18 protein-coding genes are annotated in these 20876 nt (G+C 74.0%); 6 read left to right on the plus strand and 12 right to left on the minus strand.

All coding sequences use genetic code 11. The features are described 5' to 3' along the window. Window positions 1-77: 77 nt before the first annotated feature. A complete protein-coding gene (uvrA, locus tag OG767_RS22660) occupies window positions 78-3020 on the minus strand; it encodes an excinuclease ABC subunit UvrA (RefSeq protein WP_405090404.1) in 2943 nt (980 codons plus the stop codon). 154 nt (window positions 3021-3174) lie between these two features. Beyond that, entirely contained in the window at window positions 3175-4254 is a 1080-nt protein-coding gene (rsgA, locus tag OG767_RS22665) for a ribosome small subunit-dependent GTPase A (protein WP_405090405.1), read from the minus strand. Window positions 4255-4441: 187 nt separating this feature from the next. Between rsgA and OG767_RS22670 the strand changes: the two genes are divergently transcribed. Continuing rightward, on the plus strand, window positions 4442-5158 hold the full coding sequence (locus OG767_RS22670) for a maleylpyruvate isomerase family mycothiol-dependent enzyme (RefSeq protein ID WP_405090406.1): 717 nt from the start codon (window positions 4442-4444) through the stop codon (window positions 5156-5158). A gap of 8 nt (window positions 5159-5166) precedes the next feature. After that, window positions 5167-5820 (plus strand): MBL fold metallo-hydrolase, encoded by a 654-nt coding sequence (locus OG767_RS22675; protein WP_396771679.1) that lies wholly within the window; start codon window positions 5167-5169, stop codon window positions 5818-5820. Here the strand turns inward: OG767_RS22675 and OG767_RS22680 are convergent. Next, window positions 5751-6041 carry a hypothetical protein gene (locus OG767_RS22680; protein WP_405090408.1) on the minus strand — a complete coding sequence of 97 codons (291 nt, stop codon included), beginning with the start codon at window positions 6039-6041 and terminating at the stop codon, window positions 5751-5753. The two genes, OG767_RS22675 and OG767_RS22680, sit on opposite strands and share 70 nt — an antisense overlap. Window positions 6042-6132: 91 nt before the next feature. Further along, entirely contained in the window at window positions 6133-6807 is a 675-nt protein-coding gene (locus OG767_RS22685) for a class I SAM-dependent methyltransferase (protein ID WP_405090409.1), read from the minus strand. A 179-nt stretch (window positions 6808-6986) separates the two neighbouring features. Between OG767_RS22685 and OG767_RS22690 the strand changes: the two genes are divergently transcribed. Beyond that, entirely contained in the window at window positions 6987-7190 is a 204-nt protein-coding gene (locus OG767_RS22690) for a cold-shock protein (RefSeq protein WP_091059998.1), read from the plus strand. Between the two features lie 50 nt (window positions 7191-7240). Here OG767_RS22690 and OG767_RS22695 read toward each other — a convergent pair whose 3' ends face one another. The 5 genes from OG767_RS22695 to OG767_RS22715 all read right to left on the minus strand — a co-directional run bounded on the left by OG767_RS22695 (window position 7241) and on the right by OG767_RS22715 (window position 12446). Continuing rightward, window positions 7241-8518, minus strand: coding sequence for an MFS transporter (locus tag OG767_RS22695; RefSeq protein WP_405090410.1), 1278 nt, complete (start codon window positions 8516-8518; stop codon window positions 7241-7243). Beyond that, window positions 8515-9090, minus strand: a complete 576-nt coding sequence (locus OG767_RS22700) for an ArsR/SmtB family transcription factor (protein ID WP_405090412.1) — start codon at window positions 9088-9090, stop codon at window positions 8515-8517. Before OG767_RS22700 ends, OG767_RS22695 begins: the two co-directional genes overlap by 4 nt. A 92-nt stretch (window positions 9091-9182) precedes the next feature. Then, window positions 9183-10091, minus strand: coding sequence for a hypothetical protein (locus OG767_RS22705; RefSeq protein ID WP_405090413.1), 909 nt, complete (start codon window positions 10089-10091; stop codon window positions 9183-9185). A 166-nt stretch (window positions 10092-10257) separates the two neighbouring features. Continuing rightward, window positions 10258-11925, minus strand: coding sequence for a CocE/NonD family hydrolase (locus OG767_RS22710; RefSeq protein ID WP_405090415.1), 1668 nt, complete (start codon window positions 11923-11925; stop codon window positions 10258-10260). A gap of 2 nt (window positions 11926-11927) precedes the next feature. Then, entirely contained in the window at window positions 11928-12446 is a 519-nt protein-coding gene (locus tag OG767_RS22715) for a MarR family winged helix-turn-helix transcriptional regulator (RefSeq protein ID WP_405090416.1), read from the minus strand. A gap of 128 nt (window positions 12447-12574) precedes the next feature. Between OG767_RS22715 and OG767_RS22720 the strand changes: the two genes are divergently transcribed. Then, the gene (locus OG767_RS22720) at window positions 12575-14710 is read left to right on the plus strand and encodes an MMPL family transporter (RefSeq protein WP_405090417.1); all 2136 of its coding nucleotides are present in this window, start codon (window positions 12575-12577) and stop codon (window positions 14708-14710) included. A gap of 51 nt (window positions 14711-14761) precedes the next feature. Here OG767_RS22720 and OG767_RS22725 read toward each other — a convergent pair whose 3' ends face one another. Further along, complete coding sequence (locus OG767_RS22725) at window positions 14762-15634, minus strand: transglycosylase SLT domain-containing protein (RefSeq protein ID WP_405090418.1); 873 nt, start codon at window positions 15632-15634, stop codon at window positions 14762-14764. 33 nt (window positions 15635-15667) lie between these two features. Beyond that, window positions 15668-17185 (minus strand): DedA family protein, encoded by a 1518-nt coding sequence (locus tag OG767_RS22730; RefSeq protein WP_405090419.1) that lies wholly within the window; start codon window positions 17183-17185, stop codon window positions 15668-15670. A gap of 130 nt (window positions 17186-17315) precedes the next feature. On the opposite strand from OG767_RS22730, the gene typA reads away from it, so the two are divergent. Next, on the plus strand, window positions 17316-19184 hold the full coding sequence (gene typA / locus OG767_RS22735; protein WP_405090420.1) for a translational GTPase TypA: 1869 nt from the start codon (window positions 17316-17318) through the stop codon (window positions 19182-19184). Between the two features lie 74 nt (window positions 19185-19258). Here the strand turns inward: typA and OG767_RS22740 are convergent, their stop codons facing one another. Then, complete coding sequence (locus OG767_RS22740) at window positions 19259-19939, minus strand: class I SAM-dependent methyltransferase (protein WP_405090421.1); 681 nt, start codon at window positions 19937-19939, stop codon at window positions 19259-19261. Between the two features lie 70 nt (window positions 19940-20009). Here OG767_RS22740 and OG767_RS22745 point away from each other — a divergent pair, with 70 nt between their 5' ends. Further along, window positions 20010-20876, plus strand: coding sequence for a serine hydrolase (locus tag OG767_RS22745; protein WP_405090422.1), 867 nt, complete (start codon window positions 20010-20012; stop codon window positions 20874-20876).

Below are 20876 nucleotides of genomic sequence, written 5' to 3' on the forward strand. Positions count from 1 at the left end.
CCCGCGGCCGGACCGGCCGGGCCCGCGCCGGTCAGCACGGACGGGCCGGACCCGGCCCGTCCGCGCGTACGCGTCGGTCAGCGTGCCGTCGCCGGCACCTTACGGGCCCGCGACTTGGTGGCGCCGTTGGCCTTGGCCGCCCGGGTGGTGGCCGCCTTGGCGCCCTTGGCGTCGCCGGCCAGCTTGAGGATCGGCCGCAGGAACTCGCCGGTGTGGCTCTCGGGCACCTCGGCGACCTCCTCCGGGGTGCCGGTGGCGAGCACCGTGCCGCCCCGGTGACCGCCCTCCGGGCCCATGTCGATGAGCCAGTCGGCCGTCTTGATCACGTCCAGGTTGTGCTCGATCGTGATCACCGTGTTGCCCTTGTCGACCAGGCCCTCCAGCACCATGAGCAGCTTGCGGATGTCCTCGAAGTGCAGGCCGGTGGTGGGCTCGTCGAGCACGTAGACCGTCCGCCCGGTGGAGCGCTTCTGCAGCTCGGAGGCGAGCTTCACACGCTGCGCCTCGCCGCCGGAGAGCGTCGGCGCGGGCTGGCCGAGACGCACGTAGCCCAGGCCGACGTCGACGAGCGTCTTGAGGTGCCGGTGGATGGCCGGGATGGCGGAGAAGAACTCGGCCGCCTCCTCGATCGGCATGTCCAGCACCTCGGCGACCGTGCGGCCCTTGTAGTGCACCTCGAGCGTCTCGCGGTTGTACCGCGCGCCCTTGCACACCTCGCAGGGGACGTAGACGTCCGGCAGGAAGTTCATCTCGATCTTGATGGTGCCGTCGCCGGAACACGCCTCGCAGCGCCCGCCCTTGACGTTGAACGAGAACCGGCCCGGACCGTACCCCCGGACCTTGGCCTCGGTGGTCTCGGCGAAGAGCTTGCGGACGTGGTCCCAGACGCCGGTGTAGGTGGCCGGGTTGGAGCGCGGGGTGCGCCCGATCGGTGACTGGTCCACGCCGACGACCTTGTCCACGTGCTCCAGGCCGGTGATCCGGGTGTGCCGGCCGGGCACCAGCCGGGCGCCGTTGATCTGGTTGGCGAGGACCGTGTAGAGGATGTCGTTGACAAGCGTCGACTTGCCCGAGCCGCTGACCCCGGTGACCGCGATGAGCTGACCGAGCGGGAAGCTGACGGTGAGGTTGCGCAGGTTGTGCTCGCGGGCGCCGTGCACCACCAGCTCCCGGCCCGGCGTCTGCGGACGACGGGTGGCCGGCGTCGGAATGGCCCGGCGACCGGCCAGGTACGCGCCGGTGACCGACTCCTCGTTGTCGAGCAGCGCCGGCACCGAGCCGCTGTGCACGATCTTGCCGCCGTGCTCGCCCGCGCCCGGGCCGATGTCGACGATCCAGTCGGCCACCCGGATGGTGTCCTCGTCGTGCTCGACCACGATCAGCGTGTTGCCCAGGCCGCGCAGCCGCAGCAGCGTCTCGATGAGCCGGTGGTTGTCCCGCTGGTGCAGGCCGATCGACGGCTCGTCGAGCACGTAGAGCACGCCGACCAGACCGGAGCCGATCTGGGTGGCGAGCCGGATGCGCTGCGCCTCGCCGCCGGAGAGCGTGCCCGCCGGCCGGCCCAGGGAGAGATAGTCCAGACCGACGTCGAGCAGGAACTTCAGCCGGGCGTTGATCTCCTTGAGCACGCGCTCGGCGATCATCTTCTGCCGGTCGGTCAGCTCGATGCCGGCGAGCAGGTCGGCCGCCTCGCCCACGGAGAGGTTGCAGACCTCGGCGATGCTCTTGCCGGCCAGCGTGACCGCGAGCACCTCCGGCTTGAGCCGGGCGCCACCGCAGGCCGCGCACGGCACGTCCCGCATGTACCCCTCGTACTTGTCGCGGGACCACTCGGACTCGGTGTCGGTGTGCCGGCGCTCGATCCACTGCACCACGCCCTCGAAGCCGGTGTAGTAGGAGCGCTCGCGACCGTACTTGTTGCGGTAGCGGACGTGCACCTGGTCGTCGGAGCCGTGCAGGATCGTCTTCTGCGCCCGCGACGGCAGCGCGCGCCACGGCGTGTCGACGTCGAAGTGCTGGCTCTCGCCGAGCGCCTCCAGCAGGCGCAGGAAGTATTCCAGGTTGTGCCCGGTGGCCCAGGGCTGGATCGCGCCCTCGCGCAGCGTGCGCTCCGGGTCCGGGATGATCAGCTCGGGGTCGACCTCCTTCTTGGTGCCCAGACCGGTGCACTCCGGGCAGGCGCCGTAGGGCGCGTTGAAGGAGAAGACCCGGGGTTCCAGGTCCTCGATCGCGAGCGGGTGGTCGTTGGGGCAGGCCAGGTGCTCGGAGTAGCGGCGCTCCCGGGCCGGGTCGTCCTCCGGCAGGTCGACGAAGTCGAGCAGCACCAGGCCGTCGGAGAGGCCGAGCGCGGCCTCGACCGAGTCGGTCAGCCGCTGCTTGGCGCTCCGCTTCACGCTGAGCCGGTCGATGACCACCTCGATGGTGTGCTTCTCCTGCTTCTTGAGCTTCGGCGGCTCGGTCAGCGGGTGCACCACGCCGTCGACCCGGGCCCGGGCGTAGCCCTTGGCCTGGAGTTCGGCGAAGAGGTCGACGTACTCGCCCTTGCGGCCGCGCACCACCGGCGCGAGCACCATGAACTTGGTGCCCTCGGGCATGGCGAGGACCCGGTCGACGATCTGCTGCGGGCTCTGCTTGGAGATCCGCTCGCCGCAGATCGGGCAGTGCGGCTCACCGATGCGGGCGAAGAGCAGCCGGAGGTAGTCGTAGACCTCGGTGATGGTGCCGACGGTGGAGCGCGGGTTGCGCGAGGTGGACTTCTGGTCGATGGAGACGGCGGGGCTGAGGCCCTCGATGAAGTCGACGTCGGGCTTGTCCATCTGGCCGAGGAACTGCCGGGCGTACGACGACAGTGACTCGACGTAACGGCGCTGCCCCTCGGCGAAGATGGTGTCGAACGCCAGGCTGGACTTGCCCGAGCCGGAGAGCCCGGTGAAGACGATCAGGGCGTCCCGGGGCAGGTCGAGACTGACGTCACGCAGGTTGTGCTCGCGCGCGCCACGGATGATCAGACGGTCGGCCACGGTGCGTGTGCTCCCGGAAGAAGAATGTGCGGCGGGTCTGTTCACCAGACGCCGGATCTGGGTGGTTTTACGAATTGTCGAGGCGCAGGGAAAGCGCCCCGGCAACTCTAGCCCCGAGGTGTGACAACTTCCGGCGCGCGGACATTCCCCCAGTTCAGAGTGCGCCGGGAGTGGGCGGCGTCGCCGGACGCCCGGTGCGTCGCCGCCCACCGCGCCAGCCGCCCCGCCGCTCGGCGGCCACCCGGGCCGCGCGGCGACCGCTCTCGTACGCCAGCTCCCGCTGCAACCGGCGCCAGTTCTCCCAGCGGCGGGCCGGCAACGCGCCGCTGTCCAGCGCGTCCCGCACCGCGCAGGCCGGCTCGGCGTCGTGCGCGCAGTCGGCGTACCGGCAGCCGGTGGCCAGCTCGGCGATGTCGGCGAACGCCCGGTCCAGGCCGGTGGCGCCGTCCAGCAGGCCGACCGCCCGGACGCCGGGGGTGTCCAGCACCGCGCCGCCGCCCGGCACCGGCACCAGCGCCCGCCAGGTGGTGGTGTGCCGGCCCTTGCCGTCGACCCGGCGGATCGCCTGGGTGGGCATCACGGCCGCCCCGGCCAACGCGTTGACCAGGCTCGACTTGCCCGCCCCGGACGGGCCGAGCAGGCCCAGCGTGCGCCCCGGCGCGACGTGCCGGCGCAGCGGCGCCAGGCCGGTGCCGCGCTCGGCGCTGACCGGCAGCACCGGCACCCCCGGGGCCAGCTCGGCGAGCTGCCGGGCCACCGCGGCCGGGTCGGCGGCCAGGTCGGCCTTGGTGAGCACCACCAGCGGCTCGGCGCCGGACTCGTGGACGAGGGAGAGCAGGCGCTCGATCCGGGCGGCGTCCGGCGCCGGGTGCACCGGCTCGATCACCGCGGCGGTGTCGAGGTTGGCGGCCAGCACCTGGCCGCTGGCGTCCTTGCCGGCGGTGCGCCGCACCAGCGCGGTGCGCCGGGGCAGCACCGTCTCCACGGTGACCGGGCCGTCCGGCCAGGTGGCCAGCAGCACCCAGTCACCGGCGCAGGGCAACGCGGTCAGGTCGCGGGCCGCGGCGGCGAGCACGCCGCCGCCGAGGCTCGCCCGTACCGGCCCCTCCGGGCGCAGTACGGTGCACACGCCGCGGTCCACCCGGGCCACCCGCCCGGGTCGGTGGTCGGCGCGTCGATCGAGGTGGGTCGCCCAGTCGGCGTCCCAGCCGAGGGCGGTCAGGTCGAGGGTCATGGCGTCCTCATCGGGGTCGTGGGATCAGGGCGGACACACGCGCGGGGACCGGCATGCGCACCACCTCCCTCCGACTCCCGGCGTCACGGCGTGAAGCCGTCGGCCCCGACGGTAGGACGCGCGGCGACGCGCCGAAAGCGATTTCCCCGGCGGCGCGGCGCGGGCCGGCCCGCTACTGTCGAACCCGATGACGACTGACCCCCTGCTGCTGACCGGCGAGCTGGCCGAGGCGAACGACCGGCTGCTGCGTACCGTGACCGCCCTGGCCGCCGCGGACGTCGCGGCGCCGTCGCTGCTGCCGGGGTGGACCCGCGCGCACGTGCTCACCCACCTGGCCCGCAACGCCGACGGGTTCGTCAACCTGCTCACCGCCGCGCGCACCGGCGCGGACATCCCGATGTACGCCTCGGTCGAGGCGCGGAACGCCGACATCGAGGCGGGCGCCGGGCGCGGCCCGGCCGACCTCCTGGACGACCTGCGTCGCAGCGGCCAGCGCTTCGACGTGGCGGTGGCGGAGATGCCGCCCGGTGCGTGGGGCGCCACGGTGCAGACCCGGCGCGGCCCGTGGCCGGCGGCGCTGCTGGTCTGGGCCCGGCTGCGCGAGATCGAGGTGCACCACGTCGACCTGGCCGCCGGCTACCGGCCGGCGGACTGGCCGGAGGCGTTCGCCCAGCGGCTGCTGCACGAGGTGGCCACCGGGCTGGCCGACGACCCGGCCGCGCCGGCCATGCTGCTGCGGCCCGACGGCCCGGCGCGCGACCTCGTCGTGGGCGATCCCGAGGGCGCGCCCACGATCACCGGCCCCGCGCCGGAACTCGCCGCCTGGCTGACCGGCCGGGGCACGGGCGAGCTGCTCACCGTCGATCCCGACGGCCCTCTGCCGAACCCACCGGAATGGATCTGAACCCCGTCATGACCTACACCGGAGACGTCACGCCCGGCGGCCCGCCGGCCGTGCGCGAACTCGACCGGCTCACCGTGACCAAGCTGTCGGTGGGCCCGATGGACAACAACGCCTACCTGCTGCGCTGCCGCGCCACCGGCGAGCAGGCGCTGATCGACGCCGCCAACGAGGCGCCCCGGCTGCTGGAGCTGGTCGGCGACGGTGGGCTGGCGACGGTGGTGACCACCCACCGGCACATGGACCACTGGGTCGCGCTGGAGGAGGTGGTCGCGAAGACCGGCGCCCGCGCGCTGGTGCACGCCGACGACGCCGAGGGCCTGCCGATCGCCGCCGAGCCGCTGCACGAGGGCGACACGGTCCGGGTCGGCGACTGCGAGCTGGAGGTGATCCACCTGCGCGGGCACACGCCGGGGTCGATCGCGCTGCTCCACCGCGACCCGTCCGGCACCCCGCACCTCTTCACCGGGGACTCACTTTTCCCCGGTGGCGTCGGCAACACCGACCAGGACCCGGAGCGGTTCGGCCGGCTCATCGACGACGTCGAGGCGAAGCTCTTCGACCGGCTGCCGGACGAGACCTGGTTCTACCCGGGTCACGGCAAGGACAGCACACTCGGCGCCGAGCGGCCCGCCGTGCCGCAGTGGCGGGCCCGCGGCTGGTGACCCGCGCCGGGTCCGGCCTCCCCCGTGGCGGCCGGACCCGACCCGGTCAGCCGGTCACCGCGCTGCCGCCTTCCGGCCCGCGCCGCCGCCTTCCGGCCCGCGGCGTCGCCGGGCACCAGCACCCCGAGCAGGGGTACGACGTCGGCGAGCATCACCACGCCCAGCAGGCCCGTCAGCGGGGTGGTGGGCAGTCGCCCGAACCGGGTGAGCAGGGCCGTCACGCCGAGCACGCTATGCCCGGCCGGCCACCCGGCACATCGGGCGTGATCCCCCAGCCGCCCCGGAGATCCCCTCCGGATGATCCCCGAGGGGTCAGCGGGGGCGCAGCACCTGGACCCGGCGTACCGGGGAGTCGACCGAGGGCTCGGTGGTGGGCACCGGGTAGCTGGCCACCAGTTCCAGCCCGGCCGGCGGCAGGTGGCCCCGGTCCGGGTCGCCGACCAGCACCTCGACGCCCCGGTCCGCGCACCGTCGCAGGTAGGGCAGCACCCGCGCGGCCAGCTCGGCGTCGTAGAGGGCGTCGCCGGCGACCAGCAGGTCGACGCCGGCCACCCCGTCGAGCAGGTCGTCGCTGTCGACGGCCACCCGGACCCGGTTCGCCCGCGCGTTGACGGTGACGGCGGCCACCGCGTACGGGTCGACGTCGTTGGCGACCACCCGGTCGGCGCCGGCGAGCGCGGCGGCGATGGCGACCAGCCCGGAACCGGCGCCCAGGTCGAGCACGCGCCGCCCGGCGGCGAGTTCGGGATGGTCGAGCAGGTGCCGGGCCAGCGCCTGCCCACCGGCCCAGACCGAGGCCCAGTACGGCGGCGGGAGCGGCCGCCCGGCGGCGGCCTCCATCCGCGCCCACCACAGGATGGCGTCCTCGGCCAGGTGCAGCCGCACCTCGGGCACGAACGGCGTGGCCACCAGGCGCAGGCGGTCGGGGCCCGCACCGGGCGCCGTGATCTCCCGTTCCAGGTCGGCCAGCGCCGTTGTTGTGCTCATCCGGGCAAGCATGCCGTGCCCCGGGTCGGGTCGGGGAGGGTTTCCGGTTCGCAGGTATTCGTGAGCCACGCCGGCACTTCCGCCAGCGGATCCGGGTTCGGGCGGTTACTGTCGAGGAGGTACAGGGGCGATCACCGACCGCGGGTCGGTGCTCACCCGCATTGAACAGGGAGAGACGCATGGCAACCGGCACGGTCAAGTGGTTCAACTCGGAAAAGGGCTTCGGCTTCATCGAGCAGGACGGCGGAGGCCCGGACGTGTTCGTCCACTACTCGGCCATCCAGAGCGGTGGCTACCGCGAGCTGAACGAGGGCCAGAAGGTCGAGTTCGAGGTGACGCAGGGCCAGAAGGGCCCGCAGGCGGACAACGTCCGTCCGATGTGACGTAGTGCCGGTGGCGGCGGTCGGGCTCCGACCGCCGCCGCAGCGCGTCGTCAGGCGGGTGCCGCCGGCAGCTCACGTCGCCGGCGTAGCGGCCCGATCAGCAGGATCAACGGGGTGAGCGCCAGCCAGGCGGTCATCAGACGGATCGCGCCTCCCGGCCCCCAGGCGGCGCCCAGCCCGCCGGCTACCAGCGCGGCGAGCGGGATGGTGCCGTAGTTGAGCAGGTGCATGCTCACGGTGACGCGGCCGAGCAGCCGGTGCGGCGTGTACGTCTGCCGGAAGCTGCCCTTGACCACGTTGCCGACCGCCACGCCCAGGCTCACCAGCGCGCCGCCGAGCACCAGCCAGGCCACCCGCGCGCCGGGGCCGGCGAGTGGGATCAGCAGCGCGGGCGGCCCGGTGAGCGCGCCGGCGAGCAGTAGCGCGCGGGCGGTGCCGAGCCGCCGGGCCAGCCGGGCGGCCAGCGCCGCGCCGACGACCCCGCCGACGCTGGCCAGGCCGATCAGGAGACCGACCAGGCCGGCCGGCAGCCCGGCCGAGCGGACCAGGAAGACGACCAGCACCGCCTGGTAGCCGGTGAGCCCGATGTTGCTCGCCGCGCCGAAGACGGTCAGCACCCGCAGGCACGGATCCCGGGCGACGAAGCGCAGCCCGTCGGCCACGTCCCGGCGCATGGACGCCGTCCCGGTGGCCCGGCACGGGTGTGGCTCGACCGCGCGGATGCGGTGCAGGCACAGCGCGGACGCCAAAAAGCTCACCGCGTCCAGCGCCACCGCGGTCACCGCGCCGGCGAGCTGGGCGATCAGCCCGGCCAGTCCGGGGCCGAGCAGGTAGCTCGCGGTCTGGGTGGCGTGCAGCCGGGCGTTGGCCGGCGGCACCTGGTCGGGCGGCAGCAGGGTGGGCAGGTAGACCTGGTCGGCGGTCTCGAAGAAGACCCGGGCCAGGCCGGCGCCGAGCGCCACGACCAGCAGGTGCCCGACGGTGAGCAGGTCGAGCAGCGCGGCGACCGGGACGCTGGCGAACAACGCGGCGGCGACCAGGTCGGCGGCGATCATCACGGGCCGACGACGGACCCGGTCGACCCATGCTCCCACCGGCAGGCCGGCCAGCAGCCAGGGCAGCCAGGCGGCGGCGGTCAGCACCGCCACCTGGAACGTGCTGGCGTCGAGCACCGCCACGGCGACCAGCGGCAGCGCCACGGCGGTCATGTTGCTGCCCACCGCGCTGATGGTGTGGCCGGTCCAGAGCAGCCGGAAGTCGCGGTGCCGGAACAGGCCGCCGGACGGCGCGACCGCGGGCGGGGCGGAGGCGCCGGCCGGGGCGGTCACGGCCGGGCCGGGACGCCGTGGGTGAACACGAAGACCGGCTCGCGGCGCTGCCCGTCGTCGGGGACCGGACGGTCGGCCCAGCGACTGAACAGCGCGATCACCTCGCGGCTCAGCTCGGCCAGCTCGTCCGGGGTCAGGTGCAGCCAGTGGTCGGTGCTGAACGGGGCATCGCCCCAGGCGGCGTGCGTCTCGTCGGCGGCGGCGTGCCAGGCCCGCACCAGGGCGGTGTGCCGCTCCAGGTTGAGCGAGCCGGCCGCGTCGGCCACGACCCGGGTGGACGGGTCGTCGTCGAAGTCGGACTCGGACCACCGCACGCCTCTGCTCCGCAGCTTCCACCAGCGTTCCCGCCGGTCGCGGGCCAGCTCGGGCGCCTCGACCAGCAGGTCGGCGGCGGCCAGCACCTTCAGGTGGTGACTGACGTTCGCCGGGGCCTGGTCGGTGCGCTCGGCGAGCAGGCCGACGGTGCACGGGCCGTACACCTTGAGCACGTCCATGAGGCGGCGGCGCAGCGGATGGGCGAGCGCGGCGAGCACCCGCGAGTCGGTGACCTGGCGCACGGTGGGTTGGTCCATGCGACCGAGTCTGACATTCGCAAGAGCTGTTGCGCAATGACTGTTGCGGAATGCCCGGCGCCGCGACGCGGCAGTCGTCGCGGCGCGGACGGTCAGGCGGTCAGCCGCCGGGACAACTCGTCGGCGACGTCGCGGGCGATCTGCGGCGGAATGGCCTCGGCGATCTTCTCCGGCGGCAGCCCGGCGAGCACGCCGGTGACGATCTGCTGCTCGTCGGTGAAGTCCCTGCCGGACAGCTCGGTCACCTGCGCCACGAGCGCCGGCCAGGCCCGCAGCATCGCCAGCATCTGCTGGAGCGGGGAGTTCGCCAGCGGCGGGTTGACCAACCCGACCGTGTTGGCCGGCGAGATCAGCCAGTTACGCAGGTTCTGCAGGTCGGCCAGCACGTCGCCGACCGTACGGCTGGTCGAGCCGGTGTTCCCGATGAGTTTGTCGGTCTGTTCCATGTCGTCCTCCGGTTTCGCGGGGGTGATCAGCCCGATGGCGGTGAGGTAGCGGCGGAACAGCGGGGTCTGGTCCCGGCCCGCCCTGGTCGAGTCGCGGAAGAAGCTGATGTGGGTGTGGTACAGGTGGCTGCTGTCGCCGCTGGTGCGCCGACCCAGCCGGTCCCAGCGCCGCACGGTGCGGCCGTCCGGGGAGTAGATGACCTCCCGGATGTCCCGGGTGTCGGCCGCGTTCGCCGCGCACTGCGCCACCAGCCAGGTGGAGAACGTACGCAACGTGTGGATGGCGCCGCCGGAGCGGACCGAGAACGTGCCGACGTCCAACGCGGACGCGTACAGGGTCAGCCCGGAACGGTCCCGGGTGGACTCCACCACCGAGTAGTCGTTGGTCACCACCCGGTCCGAGCCGCAGTGGTAGCCGCCCCGGTGGCTGGGATCACCGACGATGCCGACCTCCGCCGGCTCGAGGTCCTGATCCCGGACGACGTTCTTGTCGACGTTGAGGTAGGTGAGTAACAGGCTGCGGACGGCCAGCAGGTTCGCCGGAGCCGACGTCATGGCGGATCCCCTTTCGAGCGATGTCGGCAAGGGAGCGACCATCACTACGTGTGATGGCTTGAGATCTGCGGACGCGCCCCTGCCGGATGGCTGCACAGCAACGGGCACTTGCTCGGAGCGTATCCCCACTTGCGGAGAAATCCCAGCTCAGGAGCAATATTTGCGATTATCTGCCCGGTGTGGACGCGGGCGGCACGACCGGCAGCAGCAACACCGAGGGATGCTCGGAATCATGCACCACCTCGCGCCATCCCGCACGCAGCGTGACAGCGGTGCCGAGTGGTTCCCCGGTGCCGGGATTACGCGCCCAGCGCGGGTGTGCGCCGCCGGAGACCTGGAGGCGCAGCCGGTGCCCCGGCGCGAACCGGTACGCGGTCGGCCAGAGCGTGACCGGCACCCGCACCACGCCCGACGCGCCGGCCGGGAACCGGCCCGGTTCGACGCGGACCAGGCCGTCGCAGACGTTCCAGGACCGGCCGCGCCGGTCCACGTCGCACAGCCGCACGAACACGTCCAGGTAGGACAGCTCGCTGCGCAGGTGGATCTCGGCGTGCACCGGCCCGATCACCTCGACCGGGTCGTCGAGCGGCTCGCCGGTGTAGGTGAGCACGTCCGGGCGGGACTCCACCGGCCGGTTGTCGACCGCGCCCGCCCGCTGGGCCACCAGCAGCGGGCCGCCCAGCGACGGGGTCGGGTCGGCCGGGTCGTACCGGATCCGGTCCGGCGGACCGCCCACCGGCGGGGCGGGCGACAGGCCACCGCCAGGACGCAGGTGCCAGCGCGTCGGCGTGCCGGGCGGCGGCCAGTCGGGCAGGTCACGCCACCCGCCCCCGACGCCGCCCACGTGCACCCGCACCGGCGCGCGCGCCGCCTCCGCGCCGGGGGACGCCGGCCGGCCGGTCAGGTGCTCGTCGAACCAGTCCAGCCCCTCGCGCAGCGCCGCCACCAGCAGACCCGGACTGCCGTGGGTCCACGGGCCGACGGTCAGCCGTGGCCGGGCGCCGGCGGCGCGCAGCCGGGCGTAGTCGTCGAGCTGGGCCGGGAGGAAGATGTCCTGCCAGCCGCTGACCATGGCGACCGGCGCCCGCACCTCGGTGATCCGGTCGCCGAAGACCCGGGCGCGCCAGTAGTCCGCGCCCGGCGTGTGGTGGCGCAGCCACTCCTGGAAGAACGGCACGGTCACGCCGGTGGCCACCCGGTCCGCCTCGACCAGCGGCAGGTGGGCCAGCGCCCGGACCAGCCGGGGCTGGCCGCGCTTGAGTTCCCACTGCCGGGCCAGCCAGGGCACGGTCTGCGCCTGGAGCAGCTCCGCCCAGGTGAGCACCGTGTCCAGCGCGAACGACTCGCCCGCGTACGTCGAGTCGCGGGTGGCCGAGGCGGTCACCACGGCGACCATCGCGCGCAGCTCGTCACCGGCCTCGGCGGCCACCGCCCACTGCACGAAGCCCTGGTAGCTGGCGCCGAACATGCCGAACACGCCGGTCCACCAGGGCTGGCGGCGCAGCCAGTCGAGCGTGTCCAGGCCGTCGTCGCGCTCGTGCACCAGCGGGTCGAACTCGCCGCCGGAGCCGTACGTGCCACGGCAGGACTGGATCACCACGTGATGACCGCGTTCGGCGACCAGGCGACCGAGCAGCCGCATCGGGCCGCCCCGCCCGTACGGGGTGCGGATCAGCACGCAGGCCGCGCCCGGCAGGTCCGGCGCGTAGTGGTCGGTGCGCAGGGTGACCCCGTCGCGGACCCGCACCGGGGCGTCCCGGGTGACGGTGACCCGGCCGGCGCGGGCGGCGGGCAGCCGCAGCGCGGCCGCGGCGAGCCGGGTGACGAGCCGCACGGTCAGCGGTCGCCGGGCGGTTCGGTGGCGGTGCCGCGGGCGGCGCGCACCTCGTCGCGGTGCGCCCGCATGCTGTGCACCATCTCGCCCATGAACCGGTGCACCACGGCCAACTCGTCGTCGGTGAACCGGTCCATCACCTCGTCGGTGCGCCGGCCCAGCGGGCCGAAGAAGCTCTGCGCCAGCGTCGCGCCGCGGTCGGCGTAGTGCAGCAGGATCTTGCGGCGGTCGGCGGTGTCCCGGTCACGCCGGATGTGGCCGGCGCGCTCCAGCCGGTCGACGAGCGCGGTCACCGAGCCGGAGGAGAGGTTGAGCATCTCGCCGAGGCGGCCGGGGGTGATCGGCTCGCCCACCAGCTCGGCCTCCATCACCGCGATCAGCGCCTGGAGGTCGGTGGGGTTCAACCCGTGCAGCCCGGCGAACGCGTGCCCGACGTGCTGGGCGTCCACCGAGTAACGACGCAGGTCGTTGGTGATCTCCGCGACCATGCGTCCCCGTGGGTCGTTCCGTCGCCGGTACATGCCGTGCCCCGTCACCGCTCGCCGCCATCCCCTCGGTCCGGCTTGCAGCATAGAGCCTTGCCGGATAATCTCGCTCATCAAGATACTCGGCTGGCGAGAATCACCCCGCAGGATCAAGAGGGCATCCGATGTCACTGTTCACCCGCGTCGCCCGGGGCCGGCTGGCCGCCTGGCTCACCGTGGCCGCCGCACTCGTCGTCGGCGCGGTGGTCTTCGGGTTACCCCGGCCGGACAACCCCGAACCGGTCTCCGCCACCGGCCTGTCCGTCGAGTGGCAGTCCACCCAGGTCGAGCGCCTCCAGGACCAGTTGCCGTCGCGGGACACCCAGCCCGCGCTGGTCGTGGTCAGCCGCGCCGACCGGGCTCCGCTCAGCGCGTCCGACCGGTCCGCGCTGGACGCCGCGGCCGGCAGGCTGGGCCCGCTCGCTGTCGGCGGCCGGGTCGCCCCCGCCCAGCTCTCCCCCGACGGCACCGTGGCGCTGGTCGCCGTGCCGCTGTCCACCGCGGGCGACCAGCAGGCCGTGGTCGACGAGGTGGGCAAGGTGCGCGACGCGGTGGCCGACCTGCCCGACGACCTGACCGTCGAGGTCACCGGCGGTCCCGCCTTCACCGCCGACCTGAGCAAGGTCTTCCAGGGCGCCGACACCACGCTGCTGCTGGTCACCGCCGCCGTCGTGGCGCTGCTGCTGCTGATCACCTACCGCAGCCCGTTCCTGTGGCTCGTGCCGCTGCTCGTGGTGGCCGCCACCGAGCAGCTCACCCTGCGCACCGTCGAGACCGTCGTGCCCGCGCTGGGGATCTACCTGCCCAGCGGCCAGGTCACCGGCATCGCCAGCGTGCTGGTCTTCGGCGCCGCGACCGACTACGCCCTGCTGCTCATCGCCCGCTACCGCGAGGAGCTGCGCCGCGAGGAGAACCGGTTCACCGCCATGCGGGCCGCGCTGCGCCGCACCGCCGAGCCGATCCTGGCCAGCGGCGGCACCGTCGTCCTCGGCGTGCTCACGCTGCTGCTGTCCGAGCAGGAGACCAACCGGGCGCTCGCGGTGGCGTGCGCCATCGGTGTGGTGTTCGCCATGCTCTCCGCCCTGTTCGTGCTCCCCGCCGCGCTGGTGCTGTTCGGCCGGGGCCTGTTCTGGCCGTTCGTTCCGCGCGTCGGCAGCGCCGCCCGGGAGGGCCGGCTCTGGGGCCGCCTCGGCGAGCTGGTCGTCCGCCGGCCCCTGCCGGTCGCGGTGCTGGCCACGCTGCTGCTCGCCGGCCTCGCGCTCGGCGGGCTGGGCATCCGCACCGGCCTGTCCGAGACCGAGCAGTTCCGGGAGCGGCCCGAGGCGGTCGCCGGCGCGGAGACGCTCGCCCGCGCCTTCCCGGCCGGCAGCACCCAGCCGGTCGCGGTGCTCACCAACCCGCAGGCGGCACCCGCGGTGCTCGCCGCCGCCGGCGCGGTCGACGGTGTCGCCTCGGCCCGGCCCGGCCTCGCCGGGGACCGGGTCGCCCAGGTCGACGTGGTGCTCACCGCCGAACCCGGCACCGCCGCCTCCGACCGGGCCGTGACGGCGCTGCGCGACGCGGTCGCCGCCGTGCCCGACTCCGCGCCCCCCACCGTCGCCGGGGCGGACGCCCCGGACGGCGCGCTGGTCGGCGGCACGGTCGCCGCCACCTACGACTCCGACCAGGCCAACACCCGGGACCTACGGCTGATCCTGCCGATCATCCTGCTGCTGGTCGGCGCCGTGCTGGTGCTGCTGCTGCGCGGCCTGCTGGCCCCGCTGCTGCTGGTGCTGACCGTGATCGCGTCGTTCTTCGCCAGCCTCGGCGCCGCCTGGCTGCTCTTCGACCACGTGCTGGACTTCCCGGCGCTGGACAGCGGCGTGCTGCTGCTGGCGTTCGTGTTCCTGGTCGCACTCGGCGTGGACTACAACATCTTCCTGGTCACCCGGGCCCGGGAGGACGCCCGCCGGACCGGGACCCGGGACGGCATGCTGTCCGCGCTGCGGGTCACCGGCGGCGTCATCACCAGCGCCGGCGTGCTGCTGGCCGCGGTCTTCGCGGTGCTCGGCGTGCTCCCGCTGATCACGCTCACCCAGATCGGGATCATCGTCTGCGTGGGCGTGCTGCTGGACACGCTGCTCGTCCGGACCGTGCTGGTGCCGGCGCTGGCGTTCCTGCTCGGCGACCGGTTCTGGTGGCCGGGGCGGATCACCCGCGACCCGGACGCGCCCACCGAGGCGACCCACGCACCGGCCGAGCCGGTCACCGCGCGGGACTGACCCGGTGACCGGGCGTCGGCAGCACGCCGACGCCCGGTCGCCGCGGGCCGCTCAGAAGCCGAGGCACTCGCAGCTGGTCATCAGCTCGCGGACGTTGTGGACGTACTGCGGGTTGGGGATCGCCAGCGGCTGCCCCTCCCGGGCCACCGCGCCGTGCCCGTAGTTGTACGCCGAGATCACGGCGTTGAGCAGGCAGGAGTTCAGCTCGGCGGTGCACAGCGAGGCGTCCAGCCGGTAGTCCGACTCGAAGTACATGTCGCCGATGTACTTGGTCAACCAGGCCAGGTAGGTGCCGCCCAGGTAGGCGTTGTCCCGGTAGTCGTCGATGTCGTACGACTGCTCGAACCGCTGGTTCATCCACTCCGCGGTGGCCGGCATGACCTGCATCAGCCCGACGCCGCCGTCGCAGGCCACGATTGTCGACTGCCAGCCGCTCTCCTGCCAGGCGGTCGCCTTCATCAGCGCCGACGGGATGCGGATGTCGGGCGCGGAGGTGGGCCAGTAGGTGCGGGCCGCCGCGTCGGCCAGCGCCGCCTTGACCTGGCTCTGCGTCGCCTTGGTGCCCCGGTGGGTGGGCTTGCAGCCGCTGGGCGCCGGCTTCGGCGGGGGCGGCGGCACCCGCGTCTCGGTCGGCGGCTTCGGCCGGGCCAACGGCGCCGTCGACGTGCGGGACGGCTTCGGCCGTGGCTTCCCGCTCGCCTTCGCGCTGGGGCTGGGCTTGCCACCGATCGCCTCGACCGCCGGCGGCGCCTCGCTCGGCGCGTCGGCCGGCGCCTCCGCCGGCTCCTCGACCGGAGCCGCCGTGGGCAGCTCCGCCGCCACCCCGCGGACCGGCCGTTCCTCGCCGCCGCACCCGGTCACCGTGCCCGCCGCCAGCAGTGCCGCCACCGCAGCCGCGGCCCACCGGCCGACTCCTCGCCGCATCGATCCTCCCCGTGGTCCCCCGTCCGGCGCACCCTAGCAGGGATCGACGGGGGTCCGGGGCCCCCGCGACGCCGGCCGGCGAGCCCGGGGCCGCGGCGGCCCCTCCCCCGCGTCCGGGCCGCCCGGGCCGGCGTCCGCCGGGCCCGACGAATCAGCGACCGCCACCGGGCCGGACTGGTCGGCGTCCGCCGGGTCGGCCCGGCCGTCCCCGCTCGCCGCCCGGTTCCGGGTCGACCAGGCGATCACGAACACGGCGGTCCAGGCGGCGCCCAGCAGCACCGACGAGGCGGTGCCGCTGGCCGCGCTCCAGCCCAGGTAGAGCCGCGCGCCGGTGACCGCCACCACCCCGGCCGAGGCGGCCGTCCAGACCGCCACCCCGACCGGCCAGCGCGCCCCGCGCGAGAGCAGCCAGGCCAGCGTGCCGAAACTCGCCGTCACCAGCGCGTTCTGGCCGGGGAACAGGTCACGGACCCGGTCCGGGACGCCCGGACCGGTCAGGTCGACCACCCCCACCAGCAGCACCAGCGGCACCGCCGCACCGACCGTGCCGACCACCCCGAGCAGGTCCGCCCGCCAGGGCCGGTGCCGCCGGGCCACCACCGCCGCCACCAGGGCCACCGCGGTGATCAGCACCCAGCCACGCAGCACCGACACGACGGCCAGCGCCGCGTCCGCCACCCCCGGGGTACGCCGGGCGGCGAACCAGTCGCCGACCAGCCCGTCGAGCACCCCGAGCCCGCTGTGCCGGACCACCGCCGCCAGCAGGGCCGCCACCGCCAGCCCGGCGGCGAACAGCAGCGCCAGCCCGAACACCAGGTTGACCAGCCACGCACCGACCGGACCGACGCGCATGCCGAGCAGGAGGAACACCACCCCGTACCGGGCCCGGAGCCAGCGCAGCGGTGGCAGCGCGGCGGCGCGGGCCGCCAACGCCCGGGCCGGGTCCGGGTTGCGCCCGAGCCAACGGCCGGCCAGCACCACGCCGAGCAGGCACAGCAGCAGCACCAGCACCGCGCCGGTGGCGCGGCCGAGCAGGTCCGACACCCGCCGGTACGACTCGCCGGCCAGGTAACCGGCCAGCACGGACGCGCCGACCCAGCTCACCACCCCGGCCAGGTTCCACGGCGCGAACCGCCGGTACGACATCCCGGCGCCGCCGGCCAGCCGGGGCGCCAGCGTGCGGGCGAACGCGACCCAGCGCGCGGCCATCATGCCGCGCCCGCCCAGCCGGTCCAGCAACTCCTCGGCGCGTCGCCACCGGTGCGGCCCGATCCGGGCGCCGAGCCCGGAGGCGCGCAACCGCGGCCCGTGACGCCGCCCGGCCCGGTAGGCGAGTGTGTCTCCGATCACGGCGGCGGCCGTCATCACCGCCAGCACGGGGGCGAGCCGTAGCGTCCCCGCGTACGCTAGGAAGCCGACCAGCAGCAGGGTCGCCTCGCCCGGCACCAGCAGCCCGAAGATCACCGCGGTCTCGCCCGCGACGATCAGCGCGGCGACCAGGTAGATCAGCAGGGGCGGCAGCCCTTGCAGCCAGTTCAGCAGATCAGGCATTCGGCACCCGCACGGGAGCCAGCATGCCAGTGGCTGGAACGGTCGGCCCAGCACTTTCGACACAGATCCGGGCCATCTCGGGGTGACCCCGAGGCGTGCCCCGGCAACCGCAGACAGGAGTATGGAGGGTATGCAGCTTCGCACCGACCTCCGCAACGTCGCCATCATCGCCCACGTCGACCACGGCAAGACGACCCTGGTCGACGCCATGTTGCGGCAGGCCGGCGCCTACGGCGCCCGCGGCGAGGACACCGAGCGGGTCATGGACTCGGGGGACCTCGAGCGGGAAAAGGGCATCACCATCCTCGCCAAGAACACCGGCGTGCGGTACCTGCCGGCGGACGGCTCCGACCCGGTGACGATCAACATCATCGACACCCCCGGCCACGCCGACTTCGGTGGTGAGGTGGAGCGCGGCCTGACCATGGTCGACGGCGTGGTGCTCCTGGTGGACGCCAGTGAGGGCCCGCTGCCGCAGACCCGGTTCGTGCTCCGCAAGGCGCTGCGCGCCCGGCTGCCGATCATCCTGGTGATCAACAAGGTGGACCGGCCGGACTCCCGGATCAAGGAGGTCGTGGACGACACCTACGAGCTCTTCCTGGATCTGGACGCCGACGAGGAGCAGATCGACTTCCCGATCGTCTACGCCTGCGCCCGCGACGGCATCGCCTCGCTGACCCAGCCCGCCGACGGCTCGGTACCCGACGACAGCACCTCCCTGGAGCCGCTGTTCCGCACCCTGCTCGACACCATCCCGCCGCCCGCGTTCGAGGACGGCGCGCCGCTGCAGGCGCACGTCACCAACCTCGACGCCTCGCCGTTCCTGGGCCGGCTCGCGCTGTGCCGGGTCCGCCAGGGCACGATCAGCAAGGGTCAGACCGTGGCCTGGTGCCGCACCGACGGCAGCACCCAGCGGGTCCGCATCTCCGAGCTGCTGATGACCGAGGGTCTGGAGCGCAAGCCCGCCGACTCGGCCGGCCCCGGCGACATCATCGCGGTCGCCGGCATCCCGGAGATCATGATCGGCGAGACGCTGGCCGACGCCGAGAACCCGGTCCCGCTGCCGCTGATCACGGTCGACGAGCCGGCCATCTCGATGACCATCGGCACCAACACCTCGCCGCTGGTCGGCCGGGTCAAGGGCGCCAAGGTCACCGCGCGGATGGTCAAGGACCGGCTCGACAAGGAGTTGGTCGGCAACGTGTCGCTGCGGGTGCTGCCCACCGAGCGGCCGGACGCCTGGGAGGTGCAGGGCCGCGGTGAGCTGGCCCTGGCGATCCTGGTCGAGCAGATGCGCCGCGAGTCCTACGAGCTGACCGTCGGCAAGCCGCAGGTGGTCACCAAGGAGATCGACGGCAAGACCTGCGAGCCGGTCGAGCGGCTGACCATCGACGCCCCGGAGGAGTACCTCGGCGCGATCACCCAGCTCCTCGCGACCCGCAAGGGCCGGATGGAGCAGCTGGTCAACCACGGCACCGGCTGGATCCGGATGGAGTGGCTGGTCCCGGCGCGCGGCCTGATCGGCTTCCGCACCGAGTTCCTCACCGACACCCGGGGCACCGGCATCCTGCACCACGTCTTCGAGTCGTACGAGCCGTGGTTCGGTGAGCTGCGTACCCGCAACAACGGCTCGCTGGTCGCCGACCGGGCGGGCGCGGTCACCTCGTTCGCGATGATCAACCTTCAGGAGCGGGGTCAGCTCTTCGTCGAGCCGACCACCGAGGTGTACGAGGGCATGATCGTCGGGGAGAACTCCCGTTCCGACGACATGGACGTCAACATCACCAAGGAGAAGAAGCTCACCAACATGCGGGCGTCGACCTCCGACGAGACCGAGAAGCTGATCCCGCCGCGCAAGCTGTCGCTGGAGCAGGCGCTCGAGTTCTGCCGCGAGGACGAGTGCGTCGAGGTCACCCCGACCGCGGTGCGCATCCGCAAGGTGGTCCTCGACCAGCAGCAGCGCGGCCGGGCAGCGGCCCGCCGCAAGCACGCCGGCTGACCCACCCGCTCCGCATCCCGCACTTTCACGGAAAGAGTGGCCATTCCCCGGGGAATGGCCACTCTTTCCGTGAATCAGCGCCCCCGGTGGGGGTGGGGTTTGGTGGCGGCGAAGGCCAGGGCGTCGGGGATCGGGCCGGAGCCGGACTCGACCACCCGGTCGAGCACCAGGCCGGCGGCGGTGACGGCGGTGAGCAGGTCGGCCAGGGGCAGGTGCCAGGCGCCCACCCGGGCCCGCACGCCGTGCGAGTTCCACGACCGGACGGTGCGCTGCCGCTCGGCGTAGCCGCCGTCGATCACGATGCGCTCCTGGTCGGACCGGTCGGCGAACGCGCCGCAGAAGCACGGATGCACCCCGACGTGCACCAGCCGGCCGCCCGGCGCCAACACCCGGGCCATCTCCGCGACCGCCGCCGGATAGTCCGGCATGTCGGTGTGCGCCAGCAGGCAGACCGCGGCCGGCACCACACCGTCGGCGAGCGGCAGCGCGGTCGCGTCGGCGCGGGCCACCGGCAGCCGGGCCCGGGCGTGCCGCAACTGCCCGGCCGACAGGTCCACGCCCACCGGCGTCCAGCCGAGCCGGCGCAGCTCCGCGGCGTGCGCCCCGGTGCCGCAGCACAGGTCCAGGCAACGACCCGAGCCGCCGCCCAGCAGCTCCGCCAGCACCGACCGGACCCGGTCCATGTAGGTCGCCGAACCGACCGTGGCGTACTCCTCGTACCAGTCGGCGATCTCGTCGTACAGGGGGGTCGTCATTCCCGCACGCTAGACCCGGACACGATGCCGGCGCAGCCCCGCGCCACGAAGATCCGCTACGGTCACCTGCATGATCTGGGATGAGCTCGACGCGCACCTGGACCGGGTGCCCGGCACCGTCTCCGCGTACGTGGGACGCCCCGGCGCCCGGCCCGTCTGGACCCGACAGGCCGACGCCACCCACTACGCGGCGAGCACCATGAAGGTGGCCGTACTGGTGGCGCTGCACCGGGCCGCCGAGGCCGGCCGGCTCGACCTGGACGCGCCGGTGCCGGTGCGCAACGCGTTCGACTCCGCCCAGCCCGGCGCGCCCCGCTTCACCAACGCCCGCGACTACGACAACGACGAGGCGGTCTGGGACGCCGTCGGCGGCACCGCGCCGCTGCGCTGGCTCGCCGAACGCATGATCATCCGATCCAGCAACCTGGCCACGAACCTGTGCATCGGCCAGGTCGGGCTGCCCGCCGTGGCGGACGCCTGGACGCGGGCCGGCGCGCGGCACAGCGTCACCGGCCGCGGCATCGAGGACTTCGCCGCCCGCGACGCCGGCATCGACAACCTGGTCACCGCCGCCGACCTGGCCGCCCTCCTCGGCGAGCTGGCGCTGGGCGCGAGCCGGCCCGGCCCGCTCGCCTCGCCGGCCGGCTGCGCCGCCATGCTCGACGTGCTCGTCGCCCAGGAACACCGCGAGGACCTGGCCGCCGGGCTGCCCGACGGCACCCGCATCGCGCACAAGAACGGCTGGGTACGCGGCGTCCGCCACGGCGCCGGCGTGGTCTTCCCGGACGACGCGCCGCCGTACGCGATCGTGGTGTGCACGACCACCGACCTGGCCGACGGCGGCGCGGACGGCGAGCAGGTCGAGGACGACGCGTGCCGGCTCATCGCGCACGTCTCCGCGCGGGTGTGGGACGCCCGGCACGAGCTGGCCGGCTGA

Origin of the sequence: Micromonospora sp. NBC_01392, from assembly GCF_045040125.1 — a bacterium.
Taxonomy (GTDB): Bacteria; Actinomycetota; Actinomycetes; order Mycobacteriales; family Micromonosporaceae; genus Micromonospora.